Genomic DNA, 20,662 nt, shown 5'->3' with positions numbered 1-20,662 from the left:
TATCGAATTTTATGAAGTGCCTGGCACGAAGACCAGAGTGTGAGATTTCCATTTCCTTCAGGTTTTGCAACAACCAAATGTGGCTCCATTGGGGCGTGTTGTAACGGAGCAGTTTTGTATTCATCCTCATAGACATAATCTGCCTGTTCGAACCCCACTTCTGTATCCCCATGTCGGACCACATAATGTTGGTACACGTTTGGACGGTCTTTAATGAATGTGGGCGGAAGGACTTCTGCCACCTCATAGTTGTGTAAATCAGGATGAACAACTACGGGCGGATCTTTTCTAAATGCTTCATCCCCGTCGACGATGGGTTGTAGGCGTTCGTATTTTACCCGAACTGCATTTGCTGCCTGTTCTGCTAACTTCTTTGTTTCTGCTGCAACAACGGCAACAAACTGTCCTTCAAACAGCACTCGGTCCTCGGCAAGACACGTTTGGTCGTGGACACCGTCTCCAAATTTGACATCCGGGAAATCTGCTTGAGTCAGTACTGCATGAACACCCGGAATTTCCTTTGCCTTACTTGTATCAATTTCAATGATATTTGCATGGGCATGAGGGCTTTTTACAAAACGTGCATGAAGCATGTTTGGAAAATCAACATCGTATGTAAATTCAGCCTTTCCAGTGACTTTTACTGGCCCGTCTTCTCGGAGGATGCTTTGGCCAATGCCATGTGCGCGAGGAGTGCCTTCTGTCGTATTTTCGCTCATTTAACTACTCCCTTCGTTCATCCTTTTCGCTGCATCTTTGACCCCATCGAGAATTGCTAGATATCCTGTACAACGGCAGATATTTCCATGTAATGAATCCCGGACTTCTTCGTCGGACGGATTTGAGTTCTCATCTAAAAGAGCAGCAGTGGACATAAGGAATCCGGGAGTACAGAATCCACATTGGAAAGAGAAATTCTCAATGAATGCCTCTTGGAGAGGAGACAATAAGCCATTTTTAGAAAGTCCCTCTACGGTTGAAATGTCAGAATCTGCTACCTGCCCGGCCATGTGGAGACACGATTTTCTGGCCTCTCCGTCGATTCTGATTGTGCACGCGCCGCAAATTCCAGTTGAACACGATTGTTTGACGCTTTTATAGCCCAATGTATCATGTAAAACGTCTGCTAGAGGCATTGAGGGGTCGATGTTGATTTCGTGTGTTGTGTCGTTTACTTTGAAGTTTAGAATCATGGTAAATCCTCCCTGGCCATTATAAGAGCCTTTTTACTAAGGACTCCGACCATTGCAGATCTATACTCAACGGAGATCAAAGGGTCATCGCAAACAAGAATTTCATCTTGTACTATCGTGCTTGCTTGGGATAGATCATCATCGGTCAGTTGAGTCCCGAGTAAGAATTCCATCGCTTCATTGGCGATTAGCGGGGTGTCCCACACTCCAGCTACACATATGTCAGATCTTGTGCATTTTCCATTTTTAGTTTCTAGAATAGCGGCCACGTTGACAATTGCACGGTCGTTCTTTCTGTATGCTAATTTTTCAAATCCATAACCAGCATTTTTAGAGATGGGGATATTGAGGGAGGTGATTATTTCTTCAGGTCCAATTGCACTTTGGTAGTAGTCGACAAAAAAACCATCACGGGTCGTATATTCGAAGGAATCTGTTGCAGATACAGAATGGACTGTGGCGTTGGTTGCCATTAACACAGGGGGATAGTCTGCAGTTGGATCGGCATAGGCACATGCACCTCCGATGGTGCCCGCATTTCGGATTTGTACGTCTGCTATTTGTTTTGCTGCTGTAGAAAGAATAGGGAGATTTGTTTGGATCGTTTGTGATGTTTCAATGTCTCGATGAGTGGTGAGGGCGCCTATGTGGAGAGATCCCTCATTATATGAAATTTCACGTAGTTCTGAAATTCGGTTTAGGTCAATGATAGTGTCTAAAGAAACTATACCTTCTTTGGAGAGAAGTCCTAGTGACTGACATCCAGATAACAAGATTGCTTCGGGGTTTTCCAATAATAAGTTACATGCTTGATCGAGGGAATCTGGACGGTGATACGTTGTCTCAGAGGTCATATTATATAGGATACTTTTTGTAAAGATAATAAGCTTTAGGAAGCTTGATTTCTAATTAGCCCATCCATCGATGTATTCGGAGAGGTCCAAATCTTTCCATACTTCGGGAGGTTCTGGGCGTTTTGGCCACTGAGTGGTAATGGGTTTAGTGGCATTAACACCAAATTTGGTATCGAGTGTATCGGGATTTGGTAGATAGGCTTGATCTACTATTTGTTCATCCCAATCGGTCCTTCTTGTTTCTAGCTGGTCTGCAGTATAAGTGGACGGAACTAGGGGATCTGCAAAGGAATGAGGAATGATAACAGCATCCCGGTCCATGTGAGTACGAGACCAAAGTGCCCATAAAACTTCGTTGTCATCAAATACATCTATATCTTCATCGACGACGACGACGTTCTTTAAGAAGTGGTCAGCTGCCAAAGCTGCAAGAACTGCATATTTTCCCTCACCGTCGACTTCTTTATTGATAGAGACAAAACCAGTAAATCTACAACACCCATGCATGGGCATTCGTACTTCTCGGACGCGGGAAACTCGATTCACTCGTTCGTATAATTGCCGTTCGACACCGAGGACACCGCAAAGATTGTGGTCAGGATGGGCCGCGAAAATGGTCTCGTGAATGGGGTCATCCCGGTGACAAATTGCAGTTACTTCGATGACACGGTTGGTTCTACTAGGGCCATAGGTCCAAGGATACTCGCCGAATGGGCCTTCGGTTCTAAGCACGTTTGGAAGAATTTTTCCTTCAATTACAAATTCAGAATTGGCGGGAATTTGTAGATCGATAGTCTCGCATTGGACAGTTTGCATAGGAGATCCAACGGCTTCGTTTATCAATCCACTTATCGCCTCTAGTTCATCTGCTTCTCGGTCGATTCTAGTTGTAGATCCTATGGTTAAATAAGGATGAGTTCCAACAGTGATGGCAACTTCTAGAGGGGTATTTTCGCGCTCTGCACTTCGCATTAGATGTGCAAGGTGTTGACCTGCACCAGCATAAACTCCTAAAAGATTTGGTTCGTGTAATTGGTGTCGATAAATTCCAGCATTATATGTCTGTGTTTCTTTATCGAAGACCCACAAGATTCCTGCATCTATGTAGAGTCCGTTGTCAAGTTCATTGTGTTGGACTAGAGGTAATTCGGTTAAGTCTACGTCTTTTCCCGTTTTGATATTCTGTTTGACTGGTGCATCTTTATTGTCTACTATAATGGGTTTTGCGGGTTTTCCGGTTAATTCCATATATCTTTGTAAAAGGTTTCGAGGAGCAACCTCTGGTGATTCTAGACCATATGCTAGCTTGGTTCGGGTTGCATGTACATTAGTGACTAACTTATGAGAGCTTCCAAGAACATTGTTGAAAAGTAGCAAGGGAAATTGGCCCTCTGACTGAAGTTTTCGGGCGATAGAGGTGACTTCCCAAGTGGGATCTACCTCTTTATCAATTTCGACTATTTCAGATGGTGCATTTTCAGAAAGATTATTTATAAAATCTCTTAGGTCGCGAGGCATAGGATATAGATAGTTTGACGACACTTATATGAGTAGCGGTGGACGTATTATTATGAATCAAACTAAATTTGGAGTTGGTTTTCCAACGGGGATGGAAGGCATGATGTACCCAGTCCCGTTTTGCGATCCTGAAGGATTGGTTAAAATAGCATGTGAAGCTGAAAGGTTGGAATTTGATTCAGTGGGTGGAAATGACCATATTGTAGCACAAGAATATGTTAAAAGATCATGGGAGATCCTTCCAAGGTTTTATGAGTCGTTTGGAACTTTTGCATACATAGCTGGAAAAACAGAGGAAATTCGATTGAACACTGCAGTTACCGTGTTACCATTTAGAGATACGGTTTGGGTTGCTAAACAAGCCGCGACATTAGACGTATTATCGAAGGGGAGATTATTATTTGGAGTGGGAATCGGTGCCTATAGAGAAGAGTTTGAATCAATTAGGCCCAATGAAGAGGCTAGTAGAGGCGAGATCATGGATGAATCAATGGAAGCATTAAGTAAACTGTTAGAAGGTCCAACATCATATAGTGGGAAACACGTCGAATTTGAAGAGATAGACTTGCACCCTAGACCAATTCAGAGCCCGTTGCCAGTATATGTGGGAGGGAATCATCCAAAGGCCATATGGCGGGCTGCTAAATGGGGACATGGATGGCTACCCTTTGCATTGACCCCAAATGAAATTAAAGAGAGAAGTGGGCAGATAAAGGAATTCTGTGGGGAAGTTGGCCGAAATCCAAAAGAAATTGATGTTGCCCCTCAACTGGTTTGTTGTATCGATAAAAGCTCAGATACTGCGAAGAAGAATTTTGAATCATCCCAGGTATTTGAGCATATGAGATCGTTGATACAGTCTACATTAAAAGACCAAGAATTTGATGCACTATTGGATGTAACATTAGTAGGAGATTCGGCGGAAATTATTGAGAAGATTGATCAATATCAGGAAGTGGGAGTGACCCATTTTCCTGCAATTATGTTTGCTGCAAATGATGTGGATGAGTTGATTCGTAATTTGGAAATTTTTTCTGAAACAGTATTGCCTAGTTTTTGAGATAATTGAGAAGTACCTCTGCAATGTCTAACAATAGATACTCATCTCCATACTTTCCAACAACTTGGAGTCCTATTGGGAGCCCGTTTTCAAATCCACAGGGAATGCTAATTGCAGGATGGCCAGATAGATTGAAAGGGTGAGTATTGTGGTTAATGGGTGGCGAAGTGCTCCGTGAAAAAGTGCCAAATTCGAATGCTGTTGTAGGGGTTGTGGGACTGATTAGAATGTCAAAATGATCAAAGAGGTTATTGACGGTGTCTCGTATTTGATTTCTTTGTACTAATGCTTCGGCGTACACAGCGCCATTTTGATAGGACATTATTTGAGACCCAGCGAGAAGATATTGTTTTAATGAAGGAGAGAGGAGATCTAATTTATCGAGTGACGCGCCGGATAATAAAGAAGAAGTAGAAGGTTCGGAAAGGATTTCTTGGAAAAAATATTGGTAGATTTCTCCCATGGCAATTGCCCTCCAAATAGGGGAAGAGGATTCTGATTTTGGGAAATCTACACTAGCAACATGCGCTCCAATTTCACTCAGGCCATCGGTTATAGAAAGAACTAGTTTGGAAACTTCAGGCATTACGGGGGTTTGATATAGAGGATCTGGCAGGCCAATATTCAATGTTGCCAAATTAATTTGAGATCGAGAGGATGCAGAGATTTGTTCTTCGGAGATGATACCTAGAGTTTTTCGGAGAATATTAAGATTGGAACCAAGTAGACCCACAGTATCTAGACTGTGGGAAAGTTTGACTACGCCAGTTGTAGAGATTGCCCCTTGCGTGGGTTTTAACCCGAGGACCCCACAAAAACTAGCAGGAATTCTAACACTGCCTCCGGTGTCAGTTCCAATAGCAACGTCTGCGAGATTTGCAGCTATAGAAGCGCCTGAACCACTGGAAGAACCACCAGGAGTGTAATTTGGATTTATTGGATTCAATGTAGAGCCAAAGTAACTAGTTTCGCCGGTGGGTCCAAAGGCGAATTCGTCCATATTAGTTTTGCCTACGATCGTAGATCCTGCAGTTAGTAATTTTTCAACCAAGATCGCGTTTTGAGAGGGTGTGCAATTTGAAAGTATGGCAGAGCCTGCAGTCATGGGGTACCCTTTTATTGCAACATTATCTTTTACTGCTACTCGAATCCCATCCAAGATGCCAGAAACGGCAGAGGTGGGAGCATATCCAATACTTGGGTCAAATTGGGTTATGAAAGCATTATAAGGATCGTCGAGTGGCGCGGGTGGGGAAGATTTGCCTGTGTGTTGAGAAGAAGGAATTGGATCCAGGTTTTTAAACGAAGATAATAACTGATTCACTATGGGCTTGAGGGCATCTCGCTCGTTTTTATCAATGGAAAATCCAAATTTTTCGGAAATAGAAAGGAAATAGTTCGGAGACAGAGGTCCGGGTGTCATTTGAGTTACAATCCGGCCCATTCATCGAATGAAATGGATATATCAAAGTAGGCAAGTGCCCTTGCCATAGTTCGAGTTATCATTTCGTCGATGTTTTTTGGTTTCTGATAAAAGGAGGGGAAAGGAGGATAGATGATTCCACCCGCTTCAGTTACGGAAAGCATATTTTTTAGGTGGATTCGATTAAGGGGTTTTTCACGAGGCATAAGAACCAATCTTCGACGTTCTTTGAGTATTACGTCGGATGCTCTAGTGATTAAATTTGAAGAGTTTCCGTTGGCTATATTGGAGAGAGTTTTCATCGAACAGGGAGTTACGAGCATGCCATTAGTATGGAAAGATCCACTAGCTATAGTTGCCCCTATATTTCGGTTATCGTGGACTTCGTCTGCGAGACCAGTAACCTCGCTTAAAGAGTAATTAGCTTCTTGTTGGATATTTATTTTGGATGCTTCAGAGAGAACTAAATGGACCTCTACATCAGTGTTTGAGAGTAGTTCCAGCGTTCGGATACCGTATAGTTGGCCAGTGGCACCGGTCATTCCAAGAATAAAACGTTCGGTCATAGGGTATAGATAGATGCGCAAGAGTTATGAGAGATTCGATTTGGATAGTTTAGAAGATAAGAGAAGGTTTTACATGAAAAGAGACAGTAGAGGCAGGTATGCCTATAGAAATAACAAAAAAAGATGGACAGACTGTGCATTTGTGTGAAACATGTGGGGAGCATTTTGAGGACAAATTCCAGGCTGAGGACCATGAACAATATTGTGGTCCTCGGTGTTCTATGTAATTTGGAAAGAAAATAGAATAGAAAATGGATGAAGCGACATATCTTTGTTTAGTTAAGAGAATCGTAGGGTGATGTCAAGAGTAAAAAAGGTTATACACACATGCATTTGGGTGTCAGATATAGAAGATACAAAAGCATTTTACATAGAAGGTTTGGGATTGAGTCACACCTGGGGCTTTGTGGGTGGAGACGGGGTAGAAAATTTTTATATTGCAGGGGAGGAAGGGGGTGCAGAGATTCAATTTAAATCCAGGCCGTATAGTTCACCTGAGTCTGAAAAGATGGGTATAGGGATGAGAAGGGAGATGGGACAAAAATGTTTGCGGTTGGCTAACGAATATAAAGTGGGCATGGATCACCTGGCACTATCAGTGCAAAATGTAAATGAAATGGTTGAAGAAATGGTGAAAAAAACAGGATGCAAGGTTGTAATCGAACCTTTTCAAAATGATGAAACGGGAGTTAGAGCTGCGTTTATTGAAGATCCAGATGGGTATGTTGTAGAGTTAGTTCAATATCTCGAAAGTGGGACTAATTCCAAGGTTTGATCGCTGTTACAGGACTCAAAACATTCAAGTTTCCCCCGAGCATTTAATCCACCATGGAGTCAGCGACTCAAGAAATTAACAAGCTCATCGGTCGTGAAGTTTATTCAAAAAATGGTATTTTTGTAGGAGAGGTAGATGATGTACAGATAAGCATAGATAATGAATCCATCACAGGATTAGCTGTTTCTAGTGTTAATTTGGAATTGTTCAAAGGATGGGATCTAAACGGGAAGGGGATTTTAGTCCCATATCGGTGGGTTAGATCAGTAGGAGATATTGTCCTCGTCAATGATATTGTCGAGAGAGTTGCTGTTAAAGAATCGGACGAGACAGCTACTGGATAAGAAATTTTGAAAGGGAAGGAATAGTTTTCCCGTGACGCATTATGAGATAGTTTGAAAAAGTATTTCATTGTGTCTATGTTACACAGTTTAGGGCCGGTAGCTTAGTCAGGCAGAGCGACGGACTCTTAATCCGTAGGTCGGGGGTTCAACTCCCTCTCGGCCCGTTGAGAAGTGAAGAGATGGAAATATAGCCTTGGGAATGGAAAATAACCCATGGCAGTGGACCCTTCTAAAGATCATAGAGCGAATTATGACTACACAGGAGGGGACATTCATAGATCGGATCTTGTTGAAGAGCTTGAAGAATTAATTGAAGGAGAAGTTAGGTTCGATACATACACACGTCACCTGTATGCAACCGATGCTAGCATATACGAAGTCACTCCAATTGGGGTTGTATTTCCAAAGTCTACTAAGGATGTTGCTGCAGTAATGACCCATTGTTCAGAGAAATCGATACCGGTTCTTCCTAGAGGGGGTGGCACATCTCTTGCAGGACAGGCTGTAAATGAAGCAGTTGTTCTTGATTTTACAAGATATATGAGTGATATCATAGAAATAGATGCCCCAAATAAGACGATGCGAGTTCAACCTGGTGCATATTTAGGAACGATAAATGCGAAATTGAAACCACATGGATTAAAATTTGCCCCAGATCCCGCATGGGCGGATAAAAGTGCAATAGGCGGTGCTATTGGAAATAATTCGACAGGATCACATTCATTAATTTACGAGAAGACTGATGCATATATTAAATCGTGTGAAGTTGTACTTTCAGACGGCACAATACACAAATTTGGCAAAGTCCCAATTAAAGATCTTGAAGAGGCCACAGAGGGCGAGGGAATTATACAAGATGTGTATTCGAAAGTATACAAAGTACTAGAAGAGAAAGAGGAGATCGAAAAGAAATATCCAGATCTTAACAGAAATGTATCGGGTTATAATCTAAAACGAATATGTGAAGAGTCTCTTGGGGGAGAAGTGAATATGTCCCATCTGATCTGCGGTAGTGAGGGGACTCTGGCCATTGTAACAGAGGTAGAGATATCATTGGTTGAGATACCAAAGCGTAAGGAAGTAATTCTGTTTGCATATGAAAATTTGAAAACATCCATGGAGGATGTCTCTTTGATTTTAGAACATGGGCCTTCTGCAATTGAAGTAATGGATAAGATACTAATAGATTTGGCAAGAGACACCATGGAATTTAAAAATATAACAGAGTCCATTCCAGAAAAAATGGAATCCATACTTTTAGTTGAATTTTATGTCAATTCGAAGAAAGAAGGGAAAGAAAAAGTAAACGCATTGATTAAAGAAATTGTTTCGGTGGAAGAAAAGGAAGGTGGAATTCAAAAAAGAGCAAAGTATTCGGTGGTGGCTCGTGACGAACATGAACAGATAAAATTTTGGAAAATGCGAAAGGCGGGACTACCCATTTTGCTGTCTCGTACGAGCGATGAAAAGCACATAGCATTTGTAGAAGACTTGGCAATACCAGCAAAGCATTTGCCAGAATATGTCGAACGGTTTCAAAAAATACTAGATGATCAGGAGACTTATGCTAGTTTTTATGCCCATGCTGGTCCGGGGGTTTTGCACGTCCGTCCGCTAATAAATACTAAAACTGAGAATGGGGTCAAAATGATGAATACGATTGCAGAGTTGGCTACGGATTTGGTAATTGAATTCGGAGGGGCAATTTCGGGAGAGCATGGGGACGGGAGATCCAGGACTCAATGGAATAAAAAGTTATATGGAGATCTAATTTGGGAAATGTTCCGGGATTTGAAAACTGCATTTGATCCAGAGTGGATATTAAATCCAGGGCAGGTTTGTGGAGACATAAAACTGACAGATAACCTTAGATTTTCTCCAGAATACACGCCAGCAAATAGTTTTGATCCTAAATTAAATTGGCAGGGTGTAAATGGATTTCAAGGAATGGTGGATTTATGCCATGGGTGCGGAGGTTGCAGAGGGGGACAGATTGAGACAGGAGGGGTCATGTGTCCCACATATAGGGTATCGAAAGAAGAGAGTACCACGACTAGAGGAAGAGCAAATCTACTACGTCTTGCTATGAGTGGCGGGTTGGAAGGGGGTGCGTTTGATCCGGAATTTATGCACGAGGTGATGGATTTATGCATTGGGTGCAAGGGGTGTAAAAAAGACTGCCCTAGTGGTGTGGATATGGCAAAATTAAAAATTGAAATCACAAATGAGTACCGTAATCGATACGGGACCAAGTTTAGAGATAGAATATTTTCAAATATAGAGATGCTAATGGTAGTGGGGAGTGCACTTTCCCCATTATCGAATTGGATTTTACGAAATGAAATAGTGAAGATGTTATTGGAAAGGGGAATGGGCATTGGACGTGACCGTGACCTCCCTATTTTCCATCGTAAGACATTTGTGAAATGGTTTGAGAAGAGGGAGTCAAAAAGTTCGGAAAGGGGTCTTCGAAAAGTGTTGTTAGTTCCAGATATATTCACAAATTACACACACCCCGAGACGGGAGTGGCTGCTACCAAAGTTTTGGAAGCGTCAGGGGCCTCTGTGCAGATGGCAAGGGGGATTTCAGACACAGGGCGGGCGTCATATTCAAAGGGGTTCATAGAAAATGCGAGAAAAATAGCTAGGAAAAATGTGGAAGTATTAGCACCATTTGTAGAGGAAGGGTGGGACATAGTCATAGTCGAACCGTCTGAAGCAGAGATGGTGTCGGTGGATTACCTAGATTTGCTTAGAGGGGAGTCGGTGTTAAAAGTTTCAGAGAACACATATGATATTTGTGAATATATAGATAAATTTGGAGATATGAGGCGGTGCAAAGAACCAAGAGATCATTTGGTGTATCATGGACATTGTCATCAGAAGGCATCGGGCAAATCAAAACATGCGGTGAATATACTTAGAAAAGTGGGATACACAGTCGATGATATCGATTCGGGTTGTTGCGGGATGGCAGGATCTTTTGGTTATGAGGCAGAGCACGTCTCGATGAGTAAGTCCATTGGGCAGATTTTATTTGATCAAATAGAATCGGGGTCCGAAGGAACGTTAATTGCAGGTGGAGCTTCATGCAGGGCCCAGCTGGCAAGTTATTTTTCAGAAGAACCGGTGCATCCGATTGAAAAAATCGCAGAAATATTAGTGGATTAAGTCACACAAAATGCCTAATTAGAATGGGACTTCTGGATAGTCTTGTTCCTCTCCTTGAGGTCCAAATGGATCGTACTCAAATCCCCCTCCTGCAGTTGCGTAAACTTCGTTGATTTCATCTATTTCCATTACCATTCGGTGACGAATAGCCTGAATTGTCATAGGAGAAATACCACAGCCACTGCACATTCCCCCAAGTCTGATCCAAACTTCGCCAGTATCTTCGTTTATATCCTCTATCGCCGCATCCCCACCGTGCATTGCGATTTGAGGAAAGTTTCGGGTGAGAAATAGAGTGATTTTACTTCTTACATCAGGGGTGTCTGCTTCTGTAGACATATTAGCAATTATTCTTTGGGTTCAAAGGGCATATTCTTATCTAAAATGCTTTTTGGGATAGTTACTACTTCAAAAAGCTTTTTGATCATCGTGGGGTGTTATAGATTATGGGAGGAATTCTCGAGAGGGTGGAAGACTTTATTTCGGGTGAACAGGTGCTAGTTCTGTTCTATCCATCTGCCGCAGAATATGAGAAATATGTAGAAAGTGTAGGAGAAGGCGTGGTAGTTGTGGGAAGGGAAAATGTATGGGGTGCAGAAGATTTTATTGAGCTACCGCTTGAATTCGAAGATATTAAAGAAAAAATTCGTTTTGGCCTAGAGGGGGCAATTCGAAATGGGATGATTTCGGATGGAGATGATGTGGTTTGTATTTCTAAGTTATTTTCTAATGAGTTGGATTCGATAATGAAAGTCCGGGTAGAAGAGTCTCAGTTGAATTCGGGGATATACGCGTTTTTCTTGAATTCTAAATCGGATGCTGGTGTCATTAGAGATGTATTGGAATTGGTTATTGAACTAGGTAAAAAGGGACAAAATGGAGAACCTGTGGGGGCATTATTTACAGTAGGGGATGCGGGGAAAGTGATGAATAAATCTTGTCCTTTGTCATACAACCCATTTGAGAAATCTCATGTTCATGTAGGGGATTCGATTGTCAATGTCATGTTAAAGGAGTTTTCTCGATTGGATGGTGCTTTTGTCATTTCAGATGAGGGAAAAATTGTATCTGCGTACAGATATTTGGAAGCGTCTTCAGAGGGGTTAAACATTCCAAAGGGCTTGGGAACGAGACATATGGCAGGAGCAGCGATAAGTAAAGACACTAGTGCGATTTCAGTTGTTCTTTCAGAATCGGATGGGCTAGTTAGATGTTTTAAAAGTGGGGAATTGGTGTTAGAGATAGACCCAGAGGCATACTGATATGCAAATTGGAGAACAGATCCTGTCACTTTTTTCAGAGGAAATCGTATTAATCTCATTGTTGCTAGTAGTAGGTGCCATTGTGGCACAGGTCATTGCTCGGAGGAGTAAAAAAATTCTTGAAAGTATTGGAATTCCAGAAGCGGTGGAGGGAACTTCACTAGAAAGGACGATGGGAAAAATGGGAACCTCTACTGTTGTTATGGTTTCAAAGATAAGCATGTGGTTGATCATAGGAGGAACTGTGTTGCTTGCATTGACCATATTAGATGTAAACTATAGTCAAAGTCTTGTAGAGGCTACTGCCGATATTTTCCCATCCGTATTTAGTTCTCTATTGATATTTTTGACAGGGGTTGTACTAGGAGACAAAGCAGAAATTTTGGTTGCAAGAAGTTTAAGAGGTATAAAAGTTTCAGAAGTTGGAATCATCCCCAAGATCGCAAAATATAGTGTAATATATATTTCAATTTTGATAGTCCTAGGTCAGCTAGATGTGGCCACAAATGCCCTTGTAGTTCTTTTAGGAGCATATGCACTGTCTATTGTTGCATTCTCTGCGGTGGCATTTTCAGATATGCTAAAATCTACTGCAGCGGGGTTGTACCTAGTTCTTACACAACCATATGTCATTGGAGATGAAATTAGAGTGGGGGATACCGGAGGTGTTGTTCAAGAGATAACAATGCTCGTAACACGGGTAGAATCGGGAGAGGAAGAATGCATGATACCCAATGATCGCGTATTCCGAGATGGTGTGTCAACAAAAATTAACCGCGATTAGATAGTATTTTTGCAGGAACTCCAGCGGCGAATGAACCATCGGGGAGATCTTTCGTTACGACAGAATTGGCACCCACTTGGACGTCATCTCCTATGCAAACTCCAGGTAAGATTACAGACCCCGCTCCGATCATAGTACGTTCCCCAATTGTTACTTCCCCGATACGGCATTCGTCTTGGAGAAATTCGTGACAAAGTATTGTTGCATCATAGCCAATAATAGTATTACTACCGATGGAGATTAATTCGGGCCAAAATACATCAGGGGTAGACTCTAGACCCCAAGAAACTCCGTCCCCAATGGCCACACCTATGAGTCGGAAAAGCCAATTTTTTACTCTCAAACTGGGAGAATATCTAGCCAAATAAATAATAGCGAAATTGAACATTACAGATAGTGGATTCCTAAAAGAAGTCCACATCCAAAGTGAATTCTGAGTCCCAGGGGTTGGAAAACGAGTTAGTCTCTGGTGGCGGGGAGTATCAGGTTGATCTGTTGTAGGAGACACAATGTGAGTTGGGAAGTAAATAATTTAACCTACTCGCTAAGTGTGGTGGGGTTTAGATATTTAGAGAGTGCCTCAGAGAGGTAATCTGCCGCAGGTATTTCTGCAAATTCAACATACCGGGCTATTTCATAGGTAGAAGAAGTCGGAGTATCTAGTTTTTGTTCTAAAATGATTGTAGGGATGCGACTGATGTTATATTCATCTACCAATGGGCCTTGTTTTTTACCACCGGGTAAACGATCTACAGGATATTGTTCTATGCAGTTGGGATCGATATTTGCGGCAGATAGTGCTGCAGAAAAGTTGGGTAGTTGTGCCCTGCAATCTTTACAGCCATCATCGCACCAAATTTTAAACACGAAATTAGAATCTAGTTTTGATAGCACAGTTACAGTTTCCAGATGATCTGAAGCATTCCAAATTGGGTTGGGGGTCATGGAATCAAGAGCCATTGTAATTAGAAGGGGTCTTCAAGTGCTTTAATACATTTATTAAAGGGAATAATTAAATTAAAAATTCGGACTCTAGTAATCGAATGATAATCCGAGAATTTGGGTCGGGTTGGGGAAAATCAAGGGTTGGTAATTCGCCCCTAGTGGTTAAGATGGGCCGCGTTAGTTTTAAAGTTTCATAGGAGGATAAAAGACAATATATTTTGAGAAATTTTTTTGAATTACGGGGATGAATTTTTTCGTTTCGAATGGCAGTTGCTAGTTGTCGTGAAAGCCATTCTTTTTTATGGACACTAGGTTCGAGTACTAGTGCTTCTTGCACATAGCGCGATAGATACCAATTTAAATCATTAAGCAAAGAAACAGCGGCTCCAAGACTAATGGTGGTGAGGTCTATGGAATTTTCAAAGGGGATAGTGAGAGAATATGGAGAAAGTGCGTTTCGAGGCACCTCGTGTTCCATCAAGGTGTTGAATAAATCCACATGTTCTGTGCCGATTAGACGTACTTCCGTCACTATGAGGAAGTGGTGGTCACGATAGTTTTTAAGGAGATCATTTTGAGAATGGGGCGCAGGGGTTGGCTAGAAGGTATATAACTCGCCAGAAACAACCCGGTCAGTGATGGTGTGAATGGTGTCTAGATTGGCATTCACTATATCAAAAATTTGAGATTGTTCTGCTTCGCTCAGGGAGTTCCCATCATCAGTTACTACTTTAATATCTGCAACATGGGGTTGATCAATAGGGGCACTTATCTGAGATAATACACGAATAGAAACATCTTTGATTCGAGTGGGTGGGAATGAGTCTACTATTTTATTTGCAACATCGTTGGAGAAGAGATTGTAGATTTTTCCAACATGGTTAACAGGGTTTTTTCCAGAAGTTGCTTCCATTGACATTGGTCTATTAGGAGTGATAAGTCCATTGGCTCGATTTCCACGCCCTACAGAGCCATCATCACCGTGCTCGGCACTAGTTCCAGTCACTGTCAAATAAAGATTGTTTACATTAGAAGGGTCGTCATAAATATCGGCAGTGTTTACAAAAATTGTTAGATCTTTTTCAGTGTATTTTCGCGCCAATTCATGGGCACATTCATCAATTTGATGAAGAATATCTTGGTAATGATGCATATCGTCAACATATCGATCTACCAGTGGTGCTGCTATGGTCAATTGTAGTTTGTCATTCTCGCGTAACCCCATCACTTTGACGTCAGGTCCAATTGCGGGTTGCTTCGTGTGGAAATTAGTATTGAGTTCCCGTTCTACATTTAGTACAATGGTTTCGGTTTCAGAGAGGGGTGCATGGCCAACACCAAAGCTAGTGTCATTAGATAAAGGAACGTTTCCAAGGGATCCAAAGACATTTTGAAGGGCTCCACTGCCTTCTCCAAATTTAACACTGAGTTTGACCCCGGTTTTAACATTTAATTCAGGAATGGTTTCTCGTAAATAATTTTTTGTGGCTTTTGTGGCTATATCGATTACAGGAATAGAAATGCCATCATAGGTGGTAGTGGCACGACCCACCACGATGATTTCTATGGGTTTGAGAATTTCACCCCCTCCAAATTTTTTGATTGAATTTCCCGCTACAAGTTGTGCTTCATCGGTATTGTGATGAAGTATTTTCCCAAATTCTTGTAGATAGAATTGGCAAAGGCTCCGGGAAACGGCTTCTGCAATTCCATCGCAAATTGAATCGGGATGTCCAAGGCCTTTTCTCTCTACAATTTCTATAGATTCATCCTCTACTGAAGAATGATTTAAAGAGCTGACCCGTATATTCCGATCCATCATATAATTCAAAGATAGATCGTACATAGTTTATGTATCTTTGGAACTGCTAAATACTGAAAATAAGAGGTATAGGGGGCAGATAAAACAAAGAATCTTGTTCCTTTTCAAATCAATTTATTTATGTGCAGAACAGCTCTCGAGTATTCTATGACCATTGGAGATGGAGATATCGTGGAGATTGAATTCACCGCTAGAACGAAACAAAGTGGAGTATTGATCGATACAACAAAAGAGGACGTTGCGGAAGAGGAGGAAGTGAACACAGAGGGACAAAAGTGGGGACCACGAAAAATAGTAATTGGGGAAAACCATACGTTTAAAGCTGTAGAAGATTCCATACGGGAAAAGAAAGTAGGGGATGGAGAAACCATACAAATTCCCACTGCGGATGCATTTGGAGAATATGATTCGGAATGGGTAAAAACAGTGAGCAGTGATAAAATCCCTAAAGATGACCGATATCCAGGGGCTAGAACAACTATTGACAATCATCAAGTGCAAATTGAAACGATAGTAGGGAAACGGGCGCGTGTTAATTTCAATCATCCTCTTGCAGGGGAAGACATTGAATATGAATATACAATAGTGAAAATTGTTGAAGACCCTACAGAAAGGGCGAAGTCACTAATAGAGATATACGTAGGGGTAGAGTTAGAAGTGCAAATTGAAGAAGATAAAGGACACGGAAAGACTCTAGTTGTGGAATCAGATCCAATGTTATCATTTAATCAAAATTGGTTGTTCACGAAAAACCAAATTGCAAATATGTTGATTGAGAAAATAGATGTTGAGAGAGTCATAATTAAGGAAACTTTTGAGAAAATAGTAGCGGTCGAAGAAGAATAAGACACTATAGGAGAAGTTTATATATAGGGGAGTTCCCTAAACAGCAGATGCGCGAGTGTCTCATCACTACAAAGGGGTTATCACGGGAAGAAATCGTAGAGGTACTCGATCATGCTGAGGAAATTGAGAAGGATCCTGCTTCGTATTATGGAAGTCAGTCTGGGAAAATAATAGGGTTATTATTTTACGAGCCGAGTACTCGTACAAGAATGAGTTTTGAGACCGCGATTAAACGGTTGGGTGGAGACACAATCAGCATGGGGTCTGTGGAGAATTCTAGTGTGGTCAAAGGAGAAACTCTAGCAGACACTATCCGAGTGGTTGCGGGTTATGTAGATGCAATAGTCCTACGACACCCCAAAGAAGGTGCTTCAAGAATGGCTAGTGAATTCATAGATGTTCCTTTGATTAATGCAGGAGATGGCGCGGGCCAGCACCCCACGCAAACGTTGTTGGATCTATATACAATTAGGAAATCTGCAAAGCTAGATGGTTTGAATATAGGAGTCATGGGGGATTTGAAATATGGAAGAACCGTCCATTCTCTGGCGCATTCGATTACTAAGTTTGATTCCCAATTGAATTTCATCAGTCCGGAAGGTTTGCAATTGCCAGATAATGTTAAATATGATCTGGAAAAATCGGGTGCAGAGATATATGAGCACACAGACCTTGATGAAATTTTGGGCACGTTAGACATATTGTATGTTACCCGAATTCAACGGGAAAGGTTCCCAGATGAAGACGAGTATCAGAAGGTTTCGGGTAAATATAGAATAAACAAAAAAACTTTGGAAAATGCCCCGAAACATTTGAAGATCATGCACCCACTCCCCAGGGTAGATGAAATTTCACCAGAAATAGACAAAACGGAGCATGCAATATATATTGAGCAAGCGCACAATGGAGTAGTGGTTAGAATGGCGTTATTAGATCTAATGTTAAAATCATGACTGATAAAGAACTCCATATAAATAAAATTGAAAATGGGACGGTGATTGATCATATAGAAGCGGGTCAAGGACTGAATGTGTTATCTCTTTTAGGAATTGAGGGATCGGATGGGGAATCAGTTAGTGTTATTATGAATTTTGGCAGCAATACAGTAGGTAGTAAAGATATTGTGAAGGTTCAGAATAGAGAATTGAATCAAGATGAATTGGATGTCCTATCACTCATATCTCCGAACGTGACAATAAATATTATATCAGGGTATGAGGTTTCGTTAAAGCATAGGGTCCAGCGTCCTGAATATGTAGTGGGAGTATTGAACTGTCCAAATAGAAATTGCATCACCAATGGTAAGGAACCAATAGATTCTAAATTCGATGTAAAAGACGAAGTAATTAGTTGTGAATATTGTGGGGCGCATATTGAAGATGTTACCCAACATCTCGCGTGAAATAAAATACAACAATGGCTTAATAGTAGGGAAGAACAATATCAAAGATATGGTATTGAAAGAGGGAGACAAAGTGATCTTGCACGATGTACACAGTAAATATGATGGTGAAACGGGGACAATAAATGGGGTTATGGAAACCATGTTTGGATCTAGTAATTATACTATTAAATTCGAAAATGGACAGGAGAGCGGTATTGGAGAGGGAGCGCTGGAACTATTGGTAGAAGAAGATACAGAGGAGTGAGATAGAGTTAGAAATAACTGAAATTATTGAATTTATTTGAGAAATGATCGAGCACAGAAATAAGATACTATTGATATCCACAATTGGGTGGGGGCTAGTTCAGGCGACTCAATTTGTGTTCCCCCCGATTCTTCCAAACATAATAGAAGATTTGTCCATCACAGTCTTTCAGGCAGGAGTTGCAATGACTGTCCTAAACGTAGCATATGCATTCGGGATGTACCCCGGTGGTAAATTTTCGGATCAACTAACAAGAGTGACGTTGATCATTTTTGGAATTGGAATGACCATTGCAGGATTGATATTTATAGGTAGTTTACCAATTTATACGGCGTTTTTGGCAGGAGTGGTAATTCTTGGGTTTGGGAGGTCTATTTTTTCGATCCCAACGAGAACGAGGGTGGCAGAATTATTTGGGGAGAGAAGGGGAAGGGCTCTTGGAATTCTATTTATAGGAACGGAATTGGGAGGATTGATTGGATCGGGTCTTGCACTCGTAATAGTATATCTAGTGATATCATGGCAATGGGCTTTCGTGCCGCTAGTGATTGGGTTGGCAATTACAGGAATTGCATATCATAAATCCTCTCAAGAAGAATATGTAATTGGAAAAGTTTCACTAGACATTGCCGATACTGCAAGGAGGATTTGGAATTCGAAAGGACTTCTTGGGTTAATTATATCGTATGGATTACTTTGGGTTGCTACATTAAGTGTACTGACGTTTTTGCCGTTGTATTTACAAGAAGCAAAGAGATTTTCTCCGGAGTTGGCAACTGTAGTATTTGCGTTTTTATTCATAGTGGGAATAATTACCAAACCAGTTGCGGGAGAAATTTCAGATAGAATTGAACGGCCAAAGGTCGCATTGGGGGGTTTGTTGTTGTCGATAGGCGCTATGATATGGCTAGTTGTCACCCCATCTCCAACATATATTGGACTAGCTGTAGTGGCATTTTCCATAGGATACAAAGCCCAACCTCCAGTAATAGAATCTCTTTTGGTAGATATGATGGATGAACAATACAGAGGGGGAGACCTAGGAGCGGCAAAGACCATCGCTACAGGGATAGGTGCGATGGGACCGGCATATATAGGATTTGTTGTGGATAAGGCAGGTTATGATGTTGCATTTCTTGGATTGGTTGGATTTCTATCTGTGTCGGCTTTGATAATCGCATACATGACATTCACGAATAAATTACAGAAATAAAGCACAATTGTTGAGATACTAACTTATTTTATAGGAAAGCGCGTAGAAAAGTACGTGAAAGGCCATACAATTGCAGAAAAAATACTTGCTAGGGCTGCTAATTTAGACGAGGTTTGGCCAGGGGACCACATTATTTGTGAAGTGGATATGGCGATGGCACATGATATGGGTACTCCTAGTATCATCAAATATTTTGAGGAGATGGGGGTGAACGAAGTGTGGGACCCATCTAAGATCGTGTGTGTAATGGATCACATAGCCCCATCGCATCACATTGCGGATGCGGACAGTAAAGTTTCCATCAGGAAATTCATACAAAATGTTGGAATTGAAAATTTTTATGATGTTGGATCAGGAATATCTCACAATGTACTTCCAGAATATGGCCACATTCGCCCGGGTGAATTGGTAGTAGGTACGGATTCGCATACTACTAGCCATGGGGCATTTGGGGCAGCTGGGACGGGTTTGGGATATACGGATATGGCATATGTTCTTGCCACAGGGGAAACGTGGTTAAGAGTTCCAGAAACAATTAAATTTGAATTTAACGGGGAATTTTCGAGAGGGGTGGGGGCAAAGGATTTGATTCTCCATATTGCAGGGGAGTTTGGAACCGACTTTGGGCAATACAAATCGATAGAGTATACAGGAGGACCTATCGATTTGATGGAATTGGATGATAGATTCATGTTTCCCAATATGTCTATTGAGTTGGGGGCTAAGTTTGGATTTACGCCAGTGGATTCTAAAGTCACAGAATATATTGATAAACGGACGGACATCCCATACAAACCGGAGTACGCAGACGAGGATGCAGAGTATCTGCAAGTTCATAGAATGGATGTGAGCAAAATAGATCCGAAGATTTCCACCCCCCACAAGGTTGGAAATGTAGTGGGAGTCGGTGAGGTTGAAAATATTGAATTGGATCAAGTGTTCATTGGTTCATGTACCAATGGGAAATTCGAAGATCTGAAGGTGGCGGCAGAGATTTTAAATGGAAATGAAGTTAACAAAAATACGCGCTTGATTGTTACTCCAGCTTCAAGGGCCGTGTACTCTAGAGCCCTAAAAGAAGGAATCATAGAAGTTCTTACAAATGCAGGAGCGGTTGTGACGAATTCCACGTGCGGGGCTTGTGTAGGAAGAGGGATGGGGATTATTGGGGAAGGGGAAGTGTGTCTTGCTGCCATGAATCGAAATTTCCGTGGTAGAATGGGAAGTTATGAATCAG

General features: G+C 41.5%; 24 protein-coding genes and 1 tRNA gene. 14 read left to right on the top strand and 11 right to left on the bottom strand.

The genetic code is table 11. The features are described from left to right. The 4 genes from ACM9H2_RS05830 to ACM9H2_RS05815 all read right to left on the bottom strand — a co-directional run. Positions 1 to 719, bottom strand: a 719-nt coding sequence (locus ACM9H2_RS05830) for a xanthine dehydrogenase family protein molybdopterin-binding subunit (protein ID WP_415489163.1), incomplete at its 3' end; no start/stop codon positions are given. Continuing rightward, positions 720 to 1,193 (bottom strand): (2Fe-2S)-binding protein, encoded by a 474-nt coding sequence (locus ACM9H2_RS05825; RefSeq protein ID WP_415489161.1) that lies wholly within the window; start codon positions 1,191 to 1,193, stop codon positions 720 to 722. Beyond that, positions 1,190 to 2,047: an FAD binding domain-containing protein gene (locus ACM9H2_RS05820; protein WP_415489159.1), complete on the bottom strand. Its 858-nt coding sequence runs from the start codon at positions 2,045 to 2,047 to the stop codon at positions 1,190 to 1,192. The genes ACM9H2_RS05825 and ACM9H2_RS05820 overlap by 4 nt, the downstream gene beginning before the upstream one ends. A 51-nt stretch (positions 2,048 to 2,098) precedes the next feature. Beyond that, positions 2,099 to 3,565: a UbiD family decarboxylase gene (locus tag ACM9H2_RS05815; protein ID WP_415489157.1), complete on the bottom strand. Its 1,467-nt coding sequence runs from the start codon at positions 3,563 to 3,565 to the stop codon at positions 2,099 to 2,101. 52 nt (positions 3,566 to 3,617) lie between these two features. Here ACM9H2_RS05815 and ACM9H2_RS05810 point away from each other — a divergent pair, with 52 nt between their 5' ends. Beyond that, complete coding sequence (locus ACM9H2_RS05810) at positions 3,618 to 4,625, top strand: LLM class flavin-dependent oxidoreductase (RefSeq protein WP_415489155.1); 1,008 nt, start codon at positions 3,618 to 3,620, stop codon at positions 4,623 to 4,625. Here ACM9H2_RS05810 and ACM9H2_RS05805 read toward each other — a convergent pair. After that, complete coding sequence (locus ACM9H2_RS05805) at positions 4,615 to 6,069, bottom strand: amidase (RefSeq protein ID WP_415489153.1); 1,455 nt, start codon at positions 6,067 to 6,069, stop codon at positions 4,615 to 4,617. The two genes, ACM9H2_RS05810 and ACM9H2_RS05805, sit on opposite strands and share 11 nt — an antisense overlap. Then, positions 6,054 to 6,614 (bottom strand): UbiX family flavin prenyltransferase, encoded by a 561-nt coding sequence (locus ACM9H2_RS05800; RefSeq protein ID WP_415489151.1) that lies wholly within the window; start codon positions 6,612 to 6,614, stop codon positions 6,054 to 6,056. The genes ACM9H2_RS05805 and ACM9H2_RS05800 overlap by 16 nt, the downstream gene beginning before the upstream one ends. A gap of 98 nt (positions 6,615 to 6,712) precedes the next feature. Between ACM9H2_RS05800 and ACM9H2_RS05795 the strand changes: the two genes are divergently transcribed. From ACM9H2_RS05795 to ACM9H2_RS05775, 5 genes are all read left to right on the top strand, one after another. Next, positions 6,713 to 6,841, top strand: coding sequence for a hypothetical protein (locus tag ACM9H2_RS05795; RefSeq protein WP_415489149.1), 129 nt, complete (start codon positions 6,713 to 6,715; stop codon positions 6,839 to 6,841). 71 nt (positions 6,842 to 6,912) lie between these two features. Then, positions 6,913 to 7,389 carry a VOC family protein gene (locus ACM9H2_RS05790; RefSeq protein ID WP_415489147.1) on the top strand — a complete coding sequence of 159 codons (477 nt, stop codon included), beginning with the start codon at positions 6,913 to 6,915 and terminating at the stop codon, positions 7,387 to 7,389. A gap of 53 nt (positions 7,390 to 7,442) precedes the next feature. Continuing rightward, positions 7,443 to 7,733, top strand: coding sequence for a PRC-barrel domain-containing protein (locus tag ACM9H2_RS05785; protein ID WP_415489145.1), 291 nt, complete (start codon positions 7,443 to 7,445; stop codon positions 7,731 to 7,733). Between the two features lie 90 nt (positions 7,734 to 7,823). After that, positions 7,824 to 7,897: transfer RNA gene (locus ACM9H2_RS05780), tRNA-Lys, on the top strand. A gap of 49 nt (positions 7,898 to 7,946) precedes the next feature. Then, on the top strand, positions 7,947 to 10,904 hold the full coding sequence (locus tag ACM9H2_RS05775; protein WP_415489143.1) for an FAD-binding and (Fe-S)-binding domain-containing protein: 2,958 nt from the start codon (positions 7,947 to 7,949) through the stop codon (positions 10,902 to 10,904). An 18-nt stretch (positions 10,905 to 10,922) separates the two neighbouring features. Here the strand turns inward: ACM9H2_RS05775 and ACM9H2_RS05770 are convergent, their stop codons facing one another. Next, complete coding sequence (locus ACM9H2_RS05770) at positions 10,923 to 11,243, bottom strand: NifU family protein (RefSeq protein ID WP_415489141.1); 321 nt, start codon at positions 11,241 to 11,243, stop codon at positions 10,923 to 10,925. Positions 11,244 to 11,350: 107 nt separating this feature from the next. Between ACM9H2_RS05770 and ACM9H2_RS05765 the strand changes: the two genes are divergently transcribed. Together ACM9H2_RS05765 and ACM9H2_RS05760 are read left to right on the top strand one after the other, a co-directional pair. Next, positions 11,351 to 12,166 carry a diadenylate cyclase domain-containing protein gene (locus tag ACM9H2_RS05765; RefSeq protein ID WP_415489139.1) on the top strand — a complete coding sequence of 272 codons (816 nt, stop codon included), beginning with the start codon at positions 11,351 to 11,353 and terminating at the stop codon, positions 12,164 to 12,166. Position 12,167: 1 nt separating this feature from the next. Then, positions 12,168 to 12,950 carry a mechanosensitive ion channel domain-containing protein gene (locus tag ACM9H2_RS05760; RefSeq protein WP_415489137.1) on the top strand — a complete coding sequence of 261 codons (783 nt, stop codon included), beginning with the start codon at positions 12,168 to 12,170 and terminating at the stop codon, positions 12,948 to 12,950. On the opposite strand, the gene ACM9H2_RS05755 is transcribed toward ACM9H2_RS05760, so the two are convergent. The 4 genes from ACM9H2_RS05755 to ACM9H2_RS05740 all read right to left on the bottom strand — a co-directional run bounded on the left by ACM9H2_RS05755 (position 12,937) and on the right by ACM9H2_RS05740 (position 15,717). Continuing rightward, positions 12,937 to 13,458: an acyltransferase gene (locus ACM9H2_RS05755; RefSeq protein ID WP_415489135.1), complete on the bottom strand. Its 522-nt coding sequence runs from the start codon at positions 13,456 to 13,458 to the stop codon at positions 12,937 to 12,939. The two genes, ACM9H2_RS05760 and ACM9H2_RS05755, sit on opposite strands and share 14 nt — an antisense overlap. A 29-nt stretch (positions 13,459 to 13,487) precedes the next feature. After that, positions 13,488 to 13,910, bottom strand: a complete 423-nt coding sequence (locus ACM9H2_RS05750; RefSeq protein ID WP_415489133.1) for a thioredoxin — start codon at positions 13,908 to 13,910, stop codon at positions 13,488 to 13,490. A gap of 52 nt (positions 13,911 to 13,962) precedes the next feature. Then, positions 13,963 to 14,427: a DUF5804 family protein gene (locus tag ACM9H2_RS05745; protein WP_415489131.1), complete on the bottom strand. Its 465-nt coding sequence runs from the start codon at positions 14,425 to 14,427 to the stop codon at positions 13,963 to 13,965. A gap of 66 nt (positions 14,428 to 14,493) precedes the next feature. Further along, the gene (locus ACM9H2_RS05740; protein WP_415489129.1) at positions 14,494 to 15,717 is read right to left on the bottom strand and encodes a methionine adenosyltransferase; all 1,224 of its coding nucleotides are present in this window, start codon (positions 15,715 to 15,717) and stop codon (positions 14,494 to 14,496) included. Between the two features lie 147 nt (positions 15,718 to 15,864). Here ACM9H2_RS05740 and ACM9H2_RS05735 point away from each other — a divergent pair, with 147 nt between their 5' ends. The 6 genes from ACM9H2_RS05735 to ACM9H2_RS05710 form a co-directional block, all read left to right on the top strand. Continuing rightward, the gene (locus ACM9H2_RS05735) at positions 15,865 to 16,563 is read left to right on the top strand and encodes an FKBP-type peptidyl-prolyl cis-trans isomerase (RefSeq protein ID WP_415489127.1); all 699 of its coding nucleotides are present in this window, start codon (positions 15,865 to 15,867) and stop codon (positions 16,561 to 16,563) included. A 47-nt stretch (positions 16,564 to 16,610) separates the two neighbouring features. Next, the gene (gene pyrB, locus ACM9H2_RS05730; RefSeq protein ID WP_415489125.1) at positions 16,611 to 17,516 is read left to right on the top strand and encodes an aspartate carbamoyltransferase; all 906 of its coding nucleotides are present in this window, start codon (positions 16,611 to 16,613) and stop codon (positions 17,514 to 17,516) included. After that, complete coding sequence (pyrI, locus tag ACM9H2_RS05725; protein ID WP_415489123.1) at positions 17,513 to 17,965, top strand: aspartate carbamoyltransferase regulatory subunit; 453 nt, start codon at positions 17,513 to 17,515, stop codon at positions 17,963 to 17,965. The genes pyrB and pyrI overlap by 4 nt, the downstream gene beginning before the upstream one ends. Positions 17,966 to 18,014: 49 nt before the next feature. Further along, on the top strand, positions 18,015 to 18,212 hold the full coding sequence (locus tag ACM9H2_RS05720; RefSeq protein WP_415489121.1) for a DUF1918 domain-containing protein: 198 nt from the start codon (positions 18,015 to 18,017) through the stop codon (positions 18,210 to 18,212). 43 nt (positions 18,213 to 18,255) lie between these two features. Next, entirely contained in the window at positions 18,256 to 19,425 is a 1,170-nt protein-coding gene (locus ACM9H2_RS05715; RefSeq protein WP_415489119.1) for an MFS transporter, read from the top strand. A gap of 54 nt (positions 19,426 to 19,479) precedes the next feature. Beyond that, a partial coding sequence (locus ACM9H2_RS05710; RefSeq protein ID WP_415489117.1) for a 3-isopropylmalate dehydratase large subunit occupies positions 19,480 to 20,662 on the top strand: 1,183 nt, incomplete at its 3' end.

Origin of the sequence: Candidatus Hikarchaeum yamanae, from assembly GCF_009889665.1 — an archaeon.
GTDB lineage: Archaea > Halobacteriota > Halobacteria > Halobacteriales > Hikarchaeaceae > Hikarchaeum > Hikarchaeum yamanae.
The sequence above is the reverse complement of the archived record's forward strand: the minus strand, read 5'-3'. Positions and strand labels throughout refer to the sequence as shown.

What these genes read in the sequence shown, in the direction of transcription:
- pyrI (WP_415489123.1), top strand. Translation starts at nt 17,513, where the DNA reads ATGACTGATAAAGAACTCCATATAAATAAAATTGAAAATGGGACGGTG.
- ACM9H2_RS05740 (WP_415489129.1), bottom strand. Translation starts at nt 15,717, where the DNA reads ATGATGGATCGGAATATACGGGTCAGCTCTTTAAATCATTCTTCAGTA.
- ACM9H2_RS05720 (WP_415489121.1), top strand. Translation starts at nt 18,015, where the DNA reads ATGGTATTGAAAGAGGGAGACAAAGTGATCTTGCACGATGTACACAGT.
- ACM9H2_RS05715 (WP_415489119.1), top strand. Translation starts at nt 18,256, where the DNA reads ATGATCGAGCACAGAAATAAGATACTATTGATATCCACAATTGGGTGG.
- pyrB (WP_415489125.1), top strand. Translation starts at nt 16,611, where the DNA reads ATGCGCGAGTGTCTCATCACTACAAAGGGGTTATCACGGGAAGAAATC.
- ACM9H2_RS05770 (WP_415489141.1), bottom strand. Translation starts at nt 11,243, where the DNA reads ATGTCTACAGAAGCAGACACCCCTGATGTAAGAAGTAAAATCACTCTA.
- ACM9H2_RS05795 (WP_415489149.1), top strand. Translation starts at nt 6,713, where the DNA reads ATGCCTATAGAAATAACAAAAAAAGATGGACAGACTGTGCATTTGTGT.
- ACM9H2_RS05825 (WP_415489161.1), bottom strand. Translation starts at nt 1,193, where the DNA reads ATGATTCTAAACTTCAAAGTAAACGACACAACACACGAAATCAACATC.
- ACM9H2_RS05790 (WP_415489147.1), top strand. Translation starts at nt 6,913, where the DNA reads ATGTCAAGAGTAAAAAAGGTTATACACACATGCATTTGGGTGTCAGAT.
- ACM9H2_RS05765 (WP_415489139.1), top strand. Translation starts at nt 11,351, where the DNA reads ATGGGAGGAATTCTCGAGAGGGTGGAAGACTTTATTTCGGGTGAACAG.
- ACM9H2_RS05820 (WP_415489159.1), bottom strand. Translation starts at nt 2,047, where the DNA reads ATGACCTCTGAGACAACGTATCACCGTCCAGATTCCCTCGATCAAGCA.
- ACM9H2_RS05810 (WP_415489155.1), top strand. Translation starts at nt 3,618, where the DNA reads ATGAATCAAACTAAATTTGGAGTTGGTTTTCCAACGGGGATGGAAGGC.
- ACM9H2_RS05775 (WP_415489143.1), top strand. Translation starts at nt 7,947, where the DNA reads ATGGCAGTGGACCCTTCTAAAGATCATAGAGCGAATTATGACTACACA.
- ACM9H2_RS05815 (WP_415489157.1), bottom strand. Translation starts at nt 3,565, where the DNA reads ATGCCTCGCGACCTAAGAGATTTTATAAATAATCTTTCTGAAAATGCA.
- ACM9H2_RS05785 (WP_415489145.1), top strand. Translation starts at nt 7,443, where the DNA reads ATGGAGTCAGCGACTCAAGAAATTAACAAGCTCATCGGTCGTGAAGTT.
- ACM9H2_RS05750 (WP_415489133.1), bottom strand. Translation starts at nt 13,910, where the DNA reads ATGGCTCTTGATTCCATGACCCCCAACCCAATTTGGAATGCTTCAGAT.
- ACM9H2_RS05735 (WP_415489127.1), top strand. Translation starts at nt 15,865, where the DNA reads ATGACCATTGGAGATGGAGATATCGTGGAGATTGAATTCACCGCTAGA.
- ACM9H2_RS05800 (WP_415489151.1), bottom strand. Translation starts at nt 6,614, where the DNA reads ATGACCGAACGTTTTATTCTTGGAATGACCGGTGCCACTGGCCAACTA.
- ACM9H2_RS05760 (WP_415489137.1), top strand. Translation starts at nt 12,168, where the DNA reads ATGCAAATTGGAGAACAGATCCTGTCACTTTTTTCAGAGGAAATCGTA.
- ACM9H2_RS05805 (WP_415489153.1), bottom strand. Translation starts at nt 6,069, where the DNA reads ATGGGCCGGATTGTAACTCAAATGACACCCGGACCTCTGTCTCCGAAC.